This window comes from Desertivibrio insolitus (assembly GCF_017355965.1).
Lineage (GTDB): Bacteria > Actinomycetota > Actinomycetes > Actinomycetales > Microbacteriaceae > JAFIQW01.
Genome location: NZ_JAFIQW010000001.1, coordinates 785,840 through 794,753, shown reverse-complemented (window position 1 = coordinate 794,753; position 8,914 = coordinate 785,840). Strand labels below are relative to the sequence as shown.

At 72.5% G+C, this 8,914-nt stretch carries 10 protein-coding genes and 1 pseudogene; 9 read left to right on the top strand and 2 right to left on the bottom strand.

The features are described from left to right. Positions 1–49 precede the first annotated feature (49 nt). Positions 50–1,051 carry an SDR family oxidoreductase gene (locus tag JUB10_RS03855; protein WP_207454317.1) on the top strand — a complete coding sequence of 334 codons (1,002 nt, stop codon included), beginning with the start codon at positions 50–52 and terminating at the stop codon, positions 1,049–1,051. Here JUB10_RS03855 and JUB10_RS03850 read toward each other — a convergent pair. Then, the gene (locus tag JUB10_RS03850; protein WP_307859073.1) at positions 1,030–1,500 is read right to left on the bottom strand and encodes a GNAT family N-acetyltransferase; all 471 of its coding nucleotides are present in this window, start codon (positions 1,498–1,500) and stop codon (positions 1,030–1,032) included. The two genes, JUB10_RS03855 and JUB10_RS03850, sit on opposite strands and share 22 nt — an antisense overlap. 85 nt (positions 1,501–1,585) lie before the next feature. Here JUB10_RS03850 and JUB10_RS03845 point away from each other — a divergent pair, with 85 nt between their 5' ends. From JUB10_RS03845 to JUB10_RS03810, 8 genes and pseudogenes are all read left to right on the top strand, one after another. Then, positions 1,586–2,179, top strand: coding sequence for a sulfite oxidase-like oxidoreductase (locus JUB10_RS03845; RefSeq protein WP_207454315.1), 594 nt, complete (start codon positions 1,586–1,588; stop codon positions 2,177–2,179). Positions 2,180–2,202: 23 nt separating this feature from the next. After that, complete coding sequence (locus tag JUB10_RS03840) at positions 2,203–2,889, top strand: FAD-binding oxidoreductase (RefSeq protein ID WP_307859072.1); 687 nt, start codon at positions 2,203–2,205, stop codon at positions 2,887–2,889. Then, on the top strand, positions 2,889–3,137 hold the full coding sequence (locus JUB10_RS03835; protein WP_207454313.1) for a DUF6510 family protein: 249 nt from the start codon (positions 2,889–2,891) through the stop codon (positions 3,135–3,137). The genes JUB10_RS03840 and JUB10_RS03835 overlap by 1 nt, the downstream gene beginning before the upstream one ends. Positions 3,138–3,243: 106 nt before the next feature. After that, a complete protein-coding gene (locus tag JUB10_RS03830; protein WP_207454312.1) occupies positions 3,244–3,459 on the top strand; it encodes a hypothetical protein in 216 nt (71 codons plus the stop codon). A gap of 84 nt (positions 3,460–3,543) precedes the next feature. After that, a pseudogene (locus JUB10_RS03825) lies at positions 3,544–4,278 on the top strand (LssY C-terminal domain-containing protein); the annotation flags it as partial. A gap of 673 nt (positions 4,279–4,951) precedes the next feature. Beyond that, on the top strand, positions 4,952–6,061 hold the full coding sequence (locus JUB10_RS03820; protein ID WP_207454311.1) for a Gfo/Idh/MocA family protein: 1,110 nt from the start codon (positions 4,952–4,954) through the stop codon (positions 6,059–6,061). Continuing rightward, positions 6,058–7,014 carry a DUF6807 domain-containing protein gene (locus JUB10_RS03815; protein WP_242682150.1) on the top strand — a complete coding sequence of 319 codons (957 nt, stop codon included), beginning with the start codon at positions 6,058–6,060 and terminating at the stop codon, positions 7,012–7,014. Before JUB10_RS03820 ends, JUB10_RS03815 begins: the two co-directional genes overlap by 4 nt. Continuing rightward, on the top strand, positions 7,011–7,718 hold the full coding sequence (locus JUB10_RS03810) for a cupin domain-containing protein (protein ID WP_207454310.1): 708 nt from the start codon (positions 7,011–7,013) through the stop codon (positions 7,716–7,718). The genes JUB10_RS03815 and JUB10_RS03810 overlap by 4 nt, the downstream gene beginning before the upstream one ends. Here JUB10_RS03810 and JUB10_RS03805 read toward each other — a convergent pair. Continuing rightward, positions 7,715–8,914, bottom strand: a complete 1,200-nt coding sequence (locus JUB10_RS03805; RefSeq protein WP_207454309.1) for a chorismate-binding protein — start codon at positions 8,912–8,914, stop codon at positions 7,715–7,717. The two genes, JUB10_RS03810 and JUB10_RS03805, sit on opposite strands and share 4 nt — an antisense overlap.

Sequence of the window (8,914 nt, the reverse complement as noted above, 5' to 3'; positions counted from 1 at the left end):
CGATCGGAGAGGCGGCCCGTTCGCCGCGCCCGTCTCGAGGAGGAGTGGAATGACCGCGTTGAAAGTGCTCATGATCGGCGGAAGCGGCACCATCAGCACGTCGGTCGCCCACGAGGCGGTGGCGCTCGGCCACGAGGTCACGCTGCTGAACCGCGGGCAGTCCGACAAGCGCACGCCGCCGAGCGAGGCGCGGGTGCTCCGCGCCGACATCAAGGACGAGCAGTCGGTGCGCGACGCGATCGGTGACGAGAGCTTCGACGTGGTCGTCGACTGGCTCGCCTTCACCACCGACGACGTGCGGCGCGACCATCGGCTCTTCGCCGGCCGCACCGGTCAGTTCGTCTTCATCAGCTCGGCCTCGGCCTACCAGAAGCCGATCAGCATGCTGCCGATCCGCGAGTCGACGCCCCTGCACAACCCGTACTGGCAGTACAGCCGCGACAAGATCGCCTGCGAGGAGCTGCTCACGCAGCTCTACCGCGAGGAGGGCTTCCCGGTCACCGTCGTGCGTCCGTCGCACACCTACGACGAGGCGACGCTGCCCATCGAGGGCGGCTGGACGTCCATCGCCCGGATGCGGCGCGGCGCCGGCGTCGTCGTGCCGGGGGACGGCACCTCGCTCTGGACCCTGACGCACAGTCGCGACTTCGCCTACGCCTTCGCCCGTCTCCTCGGCCGCCACGAGGCGCTCGGCGAGACCTTCCACATCACCTCCGAGCGGCCGCTGCCCTGGAACGCGATCTACACGCTGATCGCCCGCGCCGCCGGGGTCGACGAGCCCGACCTCGTGCACGTGCCCTCCGACGCCATCGCGGCGGTCGACGAGGACTGGGGTGCCTCGCTCATCGGTGACAAGGCGCACTCGGTGCTGTTCGACAACGCCAAGGTGCGGAGCCTCGTGCCCGGCTGGGCGCCGCAGATCCCGTTCGACGTCGGCGCCCGCGAGATGGTCGGCTGGTTCGACGCCGATCCCTCGCGTCAGGTCGTCGACGAGCGACTCGACGGGCTGATGGACCGCCTGGTGGAGACCTACCGGCCGCGCGCGCTCTGAAGCGCGGGCGACCGCCGCATCGGCAGGTGCGAAATGTCGTCCTCGAGGTACAGCTCGCCGTCGACCTCGAACCCGAAACGCCCGTACCAGCCGGTGAGGTGCGCCTGGGCGTCGAGCCGGATGTCGGCGGCGGCGTCGAGTTCGAGGCAGCGCTCGACCGCACGGATCATGAGCTCGCTCGCGACTCCACGGGAGCGCGCCTCGGTCGCCGTCGCGACGCGGCCGATGCGGAGCCCGTCGCCGTCGCGCAGGATGCGCGCCGTGGCGAGCACCTCGCCGTCCTCCTCGGCCCACAGCAGCTCCGTGCCCGGTTCGATGTCGCGCCCGTCGAGATCGTCGTACGCGGCCTTCTGCTCGACGACGAACACCCGCACCCGCAGCCAGAGGATCCGGTAGAGGGTGATCGGATCGCAGTCGGCGGCGCCGGCGCGGTGGTACTCGATGGTCACCGGGACACAGTAGCCCGAGGCATCCGGTGCATCTGGCCTCCAGGCGACCGGTCGCACTAGCCTGAGCGGGAACGGAAGGGGCAGCATGGCGATCGTCTCCCGAGGCTTCGGATCCCGGCGCCGCGAATCGAGTCCCGACCTGCCGCCGGGTCAGTTCCTCACGACGGACTTCCCCGTGCTCTCCGCCGGCCCCACTCCCGACATCGACACGGATGACTGGGAGTTCACGATCCGCACGGAGACCGGCCAGGCGCACACCTGGTCGTGGGAGGAGTTCCTGGCGCTGCCCGCCGAGGACGTCTCGACCGACATCCACTGCGTGACCCGCTGGTCGAAGCTCGGCACGTCGTGGCGCGGGGTCTCGCTCGACACCCTGTTCGAGGACGTGGAGTCGAGCCACGACTTCGTCATGGCCCACTCCTACGGCGGCTACACGACGAACGTGCCGCTCGAGGACCTGCTCGACGGCAAGGCCTGGATCGCCTACGAGTTCGATGGCGAGCCGCTCGAGCCCGAGCACGGCGGCCCCGCCCGCCTGCTCGTCCCGCACCTCTACTTCTGGAAGAGCGCCAAGTGGGTGCGCGGCCTCGTGATGCAGGCCGACGACGAACCGGGCTTCTGGGAGCAGAACGGGTACCACCTGTACGGCGACCCCTGGCGCGAGCAGCGCTACTGGTGAGCGGCGGCTGGAAGGTGGGCGTCGTGACCGGCACACGGACGGAGACTCCCTCCGCGCGCTCGATCACGCTCGACGTCCCCGGGTGGGGCGGCAACCTCGCCGGTCAGCACCTCGACCTGCGCCTCACCGCCGAGGACGGGTACCAGGCCGTCCGCTCCTACTCCGTGGCATCCGCGGGCCCGGGCGACACGGTCGAACTGGCGGTCGACCGCATCGACACCGGGGAGGTGTCGCCGTACCTCGTCGACGAGCTGCTGCCCGGCGATCAGGTCGAACTGCGCGGGCCCCTCGGCGGCTGGTTCGTGTGGAAGCCCGAGACGTCCGCACCCGCCGTCCAGCTCATCGCGGGCGGCTCGGGAGTCGTGCCGCTGCTGGCGATGGCCCGCGCGCACGCCGCCTCCGGCAGCATCGCCGACATGCGCCTGCTCTACTCCGTGCGCACGCCCGACGACGTGTTCTTCCGCGACGAGCTGCAACGGCTCGGGGTCGACGTGACGTTCGTGCACACCCGGCGGGCACCCGACGGGGCTTCGCGACCGGCGGGCCGGGTGACGCGGGAACTGCTCGCGGAGCTCGTGCACCCGGCATCCGTCGACCCGGATGTCTTCGTGTGCGGCCCCACCGGCTTCGTCGAGAGCGTCGCGACCTGGCTCGTCGACCTCGGCTTCCGGCCCGAGCGCGTGAAGACCGAGCGGTTCGGAGGCCTGTGATGCACCTCGACGGGAACGTGCTCGCCGGAGCGCTCGCCGATGTCTTCGCACAGGACGCGACCGCCGCGACGGGACGCTGTGCCGGCTGCGGCGCTGTGTCGGAGCTCGCCCGTGCCCACGTGTACACGAGAGCGCCCGGCCTCGTCGCCCGCTGCGCGAGCTGCGGCTACGTGCTGCTCACGGTGGTCGAAACGCCGGCCGGCACCCGGGTGAGCGTGAGCGGGCTCCGCGGGCTCGCCTTCGTGTAGCGTCCGCGCACGCTCCAAGCTGAGCGGGCCTCCAGGAGCGCCGGTACCGCTGATATCCGTCTCGCGGGGGAGTCGCCGGCCGCGCCCGGCGACCTACCGTGGCGGCATGAGCGACGACGGGAAGCCCTGGTCGGCGATCAAGAACCCCGGGTTCTTCGCGATCGGACTCGTGTTCACGCTGCTCGCCCTCGGGCTGCTGGTGAGCGGCAACTCCTCGTGGGTCGCGTTCTGCGCGCTCGGGCCGACCTTCCTCGCCCTCTCGTTCAGCCTGCCGATGGACGGCGACGAGCAGGACGACGCGAAGGAGGATTCCGAGGCCTGAGCGACCCGCGGATGCCTCGCGCAGCACGGCATCCGTAGTGTTGACGTGGCCTGCCCCTGCGGCGGCCGCGTCGGAGGGAGCAGCATGAGCGGAGGCACGGCCGAACGGCGTGGCCCCGTGTGGGCGATGCTCGCCGTCACCGACGCCCTGTTCTTCATCGCCGGGGCCGTCGCCGCCGGTTGGCTCGCCGTCATCACCGTGCGGCAGATGATCGAGGGCGGCGCCCGCGACTGGTGGCTGCTGCTCGTGCTGTGGTTGATCCTCGCCTACCTGCTGCTACCGCGGGTGCACACCGCGCTCGCCGTGCTGTACGTGCCCGACTACTTCATCGGTCGCACGCGGACCTACGAGGGACTCCTCGGCGATCCGGTCAACGTCGCGCTGCTCGGCAGCGAGAAGCAGGTGCACGAGGCCATGCGCCGCGCGGGCTGGCAGCGCGCAGACGAGCTCGGCTTCCGCAGCTCGCTCGGCATCGTCGTCGCCACCCTGCGCCGCCGCGCCTACCCGAACGCTCCGGTGAGCCCGCTGTTCCTCTTCGGGCGGCAGCAGGCCTTCACCTACCAGCAGGAGGTCGAGGGCAGCCCGGCCAAGCGGCACCACGTGCGGTTCTGGCCGGTGCCGAAGGACTGGTACCTGCCGGGCGGCGCCCGCGTCGACTGGCTCGCGGCCGGCACCTACGACTCCCGCGTCGGGCTGTCGTTCTTCACGCTGCAGGTGACGCACCGCATCTCGCGGCACGTCGACCAGGAGCGCGACCACATCGTCAAGACGCTGACCGAGGGCAACGAGGGCACGGACGTCACCGTGATCCGCAACTTCTCCTCGGCGTTCCACCACCGCAACGGCGGCGGCGACGCGATCGTCACCGACGGCGACCTGCCGATCGTCGACCTGCGCGGCGTGCGCGCCGCCGCCCGGCAGCCGCAGCCCGTGGCCGACCACCACGCGGTGCGTCCGCGCGAGGTCGTCGCGACCGTGAAGGACCACGCCGCGTCGAACCGCGCGAAGCGGCCGCTGACGCTCTACTTCGGGTACGGCCTGATGCTCCTGCGGGCGCTCGGCGCCCTCGGCACCGTGATCGCCGCGCAGGCGGGCTGGATCACCGACCTGCCGCTCGTGGTGCCGGCGACGGTGACGGTCAGCCCGCTGACGCTCCTCACCGCGATCGTGCTCGTCGTCGCCTACGTCTCGATCGGCGAGCTGACCTTCCTCGGTCGGCCGCTCGCCCGCATCGCCGCGCTCGCGCTGAGCGCGGCCGGGATCCTCGTCGCGCTCGCCGCAGAGCCGCTCGAGTCGGAGTGGGCCCAGCGCGCGCAGCTCGCGAACCTCTGGCTCGACACCGCGATTCTCATCACCCTCCGCGGGCGACGTGCGCGACTTCCATCTCGACACGATGCACCGGCGGCAGCGTCTCGCCTTGCGGGCGGCGAGGGCGGCTCGCTAGCCTGGGGAAACGCTTTCCCATCGGTCGACGACGACACGAAAGGTCAGGATGACCCCCTCCCGCCAGTTCCGCACCGCGATCGTGGGAACCGGGGCGATCGCCCACGCGCACGCCACCGCGATCGCCGAGCTCGCCGACCGGGCGCGCGTCGTCGCCGCCGTCGATGTCGACCCGCACCGGGCGAGCGCATTCGCCGAGCAGTTCGGCGTGCCGACCACGTACGCAGGCGTGGAGGAGCTGCTCGCGAACGAGCAGCTCGACCTCGTGCACGTCTGCACCCCGCCGAAGACGCACGTGCCCATCGCGGTCGCGGCGATGCAGGCCGGCGTCGTGCCGCTCGTCGAGAAGCCGCCGGCGCTGACCCTCGTCGAGATGGATCGGCTGGCCGAGGTCTCGGCGCTGACCGGGGTCCCCTCGCTCACCGTCTTCCAACACCGCTTCGGCTCGGCGGCCGTCAAGCTGCGCCGCCTGCTGCGCGAAGGCGTGTTCGGGCGCCCGCTCGTCGCCACGTGCGAGACCCTCTGGTTCCGCGACGACGCCTACTTCGACGTGCCGTGGCGCGGTCGCTGGGACGTCGAGGGCGGCGGACCCACGATGGGCCACGGCATCCACCAGTTCGACCTGCTGCTCTCGGTCCTCGGCGACTGGGACGAGGTGACCGCGATGGCCGCGAGGCAGTCCCGCCCGACGGACACCGAGGACGTGTCGCTCGCGCTCGTGCGCTTCGCGGACGGCGCCGTGGCATCCGTCATCAACTCTCTCGTCTCGCCGCGCGAGGTCTCACGCCTGCGCATCGACTTCGAGCACGCGACCGTCGAGGTCGAGCACCTCTACGGCTACCGGGACGAGCACTGGCGTGTGACCCCGGTGCCCGGTCACGAGCACGTGCTCGACCGCTGGAACGACGGATCACCGGACGTCGAGAGTGGCCACACTGCCCAGCTCGCCGCGATCTTCGACGCCCTCGAGGCGGGGGAGCGCCCGGAGGTCGGCCTCGACGAGGCCCGGCGCACCATGGAATTCGTCGCGGCGATCTACGCCTCGGCGTTCCGCGGCTCCCGCGTGCGCAGCGGCGAGCTCGGGCCAGACGACCCGTTCGCCTCGCGCATGGATGGCGGAGCGGTGCCGTGGGCGCCCGTGAAGGAGCCCGTCTCATGAGCGAGCTGCGCCTGGTGCACGAGATCGACCGCCGCATGCGGGTGATGGACGGCGACGTCGAACTCGTCACGTACGAGTACCGGCCGGACACCCCGCAGTACGAGTCGCCGAAGCCGTACCTGCACCCCATCCGCACCCGCTCGGGCGACGTCGTCAGCCTGTTCCGCCCGCACGACCACGTCTGGCACAAGGGCATCGCCTGGTCGCTCCCGGTCGTCGCCGACGAGAACTTCTGGGGCGGGCCGACGTTCGTGCCCGGCCGGTCCTACGTCCAGCTGCCCAACAACGGCCGGCAGGATCCCGTCGGCACCATCCGCACCGAGCTCGGCGCCGAGCGCGCGACGTTCGAGCACGAGCTGCACTGGATCACCGAGGACGGCCGCCGCATCTTCGAGGAGCAGCGCCGCCTCGGTGCCGCGCTGCTGGGGCCGGATGCCTGGGCGCTGACGTTCGAGACGACGATGCGCAACGTCAGCGACCGCACCATCCCGATCGGGTCGCCGACCACGCGCGGCCGCGAGAACGCCGGCTACGGCGGCCTCTTCTGGCGCGGCCCGCGCTCGTTCACGGGCGGGGCGATCATCTCGCCGGAGGGACGCGGCGGCGACGAGCTGCGCGGCACGCGGCATCCGTGGCTCGGCTTCGAGGGCCGGCACGACGACTCCGACACGGTGTCGACCGTCGTCTTCCTCGACGACGCCGCGAACCCGCAGCACCCGCCGCAGTGGTTCACCCGCACCGAGGAGTTCGCCTGCATCTGCCCGGCCCCGTTCTTCAGCGAGGAGCTCGAGATCGCGCCGGGCGAAGCGGCGACGTTCCGCTACGCCGTCGCGATCGCCGACGGCGGAGGTGACGGCTACGCGGCCGAGCTCGCCGAGCGGCTGAAGCCCGTGCTCGCAGCGCCCCCGGTCGCGGTATCTCCGGTCGCGGCCCCGCAGGGCAGCGGGGCGTGACCGCGCCCGCGTCGACGTTCCCGGGCGGCACCTCCGTCAGCCTGCTCGACGTGTACGACACCGTCGCGCCGGACGGCGTCGCGGGCGGCACGCCGCACCTGCATCTCGCCTCGGCCGAGGCGTACGTCGTCACGGCGGGGCGGGGCGAGCTGCACACGCTGGGCCCGAACGGCGTCACGGTTACCCCGCTCGAGCCGGGCGTGGTCGCGTGGTTCACCCCGGGCACGATCCACCGCGCGGTCAACCTCGGCGGGCTCGCGGTCGTCGTCGTGATGCAGAACTCCGGCCTGCCCGAGGCTGGCGACGCCGTGATGTCGTTCCCGCTCGAGCACCTCGCCGATGCCGACCGGTACGCCGCCGTCGCCGCCCTGCCGGTGGAGGCGACGCAGGCGGATGCCGACCGGCGACGCGACCTCGCCGTGCAGGGTTTCCTCTCGCTGCGCACGGCCGCCGAGGCCGGCGACCTCACGCCCTACCGACGCTTCTGCGACGCCGCCGTCGCGCTCGTGCAGCCGAAGGCGGAGCGGTGGCGCGAGCTCTGGAGCGACGTCGTCCGCGCGCAGGTCGACGTCACCGACACCGTGCTCGCCGATCTGGCGCAGGGGCTCGGCGGCCACCTCGCATCCGCCGCGCTGACCGTGCGCCCCGCCGAGCGGCGGTTCGGCATGTGCGGCCGACTGCGCACGTTCGACGTGCGGGGCTAGCCCGCCCCGAGCGCGGCGAGCAGCGGCGCGGCCTTGAGCTTGACCTCGGCGAGCTCCGCCTTCGGACGCGACAGCGCGGTGATCCCGCCGCCGGCGCCGACCGTCGCGGCGCCGCCCTCGAACACGATGCTCCGGATGACCATGGCGAGGTCGGTCGAGCCGTCCCCGCGCACGAGGCCGAACGCGCCGGAGTAGATCCCGCGCGGCCCGCGCTCGAGGTCGCGGAGGATGCGCATGGCGCTGATCTTCGGCGCCCCGGTCATCGAGCCCGCCGGGAACAGCGCGTCCACGGCATCCGCCGCCGTCGCGTCGTCGCGCAGGAGGCCCTCGACCGTGCTCACCAGCTGGTGCACCTGCGCGTAGCGCTCGACCTCGAGCAGGCGGGTGACGCGCACGGTGCCGAGCTGCGCCACGCGGCTGAGGTCGTTGCGCACGAGGTCGACGATCATGAGGTTCTCGGCGCGTTCCTTGTCGTCGGCGAGGAGGTCGGCCGCCGCCGCGTCATCCGCCGCCCGGTCCGCGGAGCGCGGCCGGGTGCCCTTGATCGGGCTGCTGCGCACGATGCGGTCGGCGCCGATCTCGACGAAGCGCTCGGGCGAGGCGCTGACGAGGGTGCGGTCGCCGAGGCGGAGGAAGCCCGCGTGGTGCGTCGGACTCGCGCGGCGGAGCCGGAGGTAGGTGGCCCAGGGGTCGGGCGCCTCGGGAATCGTCGCCGTGTTGGTGAGGCAGAGCTGGTACGCGTCGCCCTCGCGGATCGCATGCCGGCAGCGGGCGATGAGCTCGAGGTAGGTGGCGTCGTCGTGGCGCCAGGTCGCGGTGGTGGGCGCGGGGGTGGTGGGCGTCGCAGTGGGCGTGCGCCGGGCGGCCTCGCGGATGCGGTGCGCCCAGTCGTCGTCGCCGTGCGCCGTGAGCGTTTGCGTGTCGTGGTCGAACTCGAGCGACCGGTCCACGCGCAGCCAGCGTCCGCCGCCCTCGTACTCCAGCCAGCCGACGAAGGCGGGGGCGCCCGAGCCCCGCCCGTCGAGCGGAACCCGCGGAAACGGGCCGTGCTCCGCGGTGCCGAGGGCGAGCACGCTACGGCCGCGCCCGTCGCTGCTCTCGAGCAGCGCGACATCCGCGTCGGACGGGGCGAGGAGCTCGACGGCGTCGACGGGCTCGAGCCACCCGTCGACCCGGCGGGTCAGGGGCGGACGCAT

Bases quoted from the DNA above. Each gene is read 5' to 3' on its own strand.
- JUB10_RS03815 (WP_242682150.1), top strand. From the start codon at position 6,058: ATGAGCGAGCTGCGCCTGGTGCACGAGATCGACCGCCGCATGCGGGTG.
- JUB10_RS03805 (WP_207454309.1), bottom strand. From the start codon at position 8,914: ATGCGTCCGCCCCTGACCCGCCGGGTCGACGGGTGGCTCGAGCCCGTC.
- JUB10_RS03855 (WP_207454317.1), top strand. From the start codon at position 50: ATGACCGCGTTGAAAGTGCTCATGATCGGCGGAAGCGGCACCATCAGC.
- JUB10_RS03820 (WP_207454311.1), top strand. From the start codon at position 4,952: ATGACCCCCTCCCGCCAGTTCCGCACCGCGATCGTGGGAACCGGGGCG.
- JUB10_RS03830 (WP_207454312.1), top strand. From the start codon at position 3,244: ATGAGCGACGACGGGAAGCCCTGGTCGGCGATCAAGAACCCCGGGTTC.
- JUB10_RS03835 (WP_207454313.1), top strand. From the start codon at position 2,889: ATGCACCTCGACGGGAACGTGCTCGCCGGAGCGCTCGCCGATGTCTTC.
- JUB10_RS03845 (WP_207454315.1), top strand. From the start codon at position 1,586: ATGGCGATCGTCTCCCGAGGCTTCGGATCCCGGCGCCGCGAATCGAGT.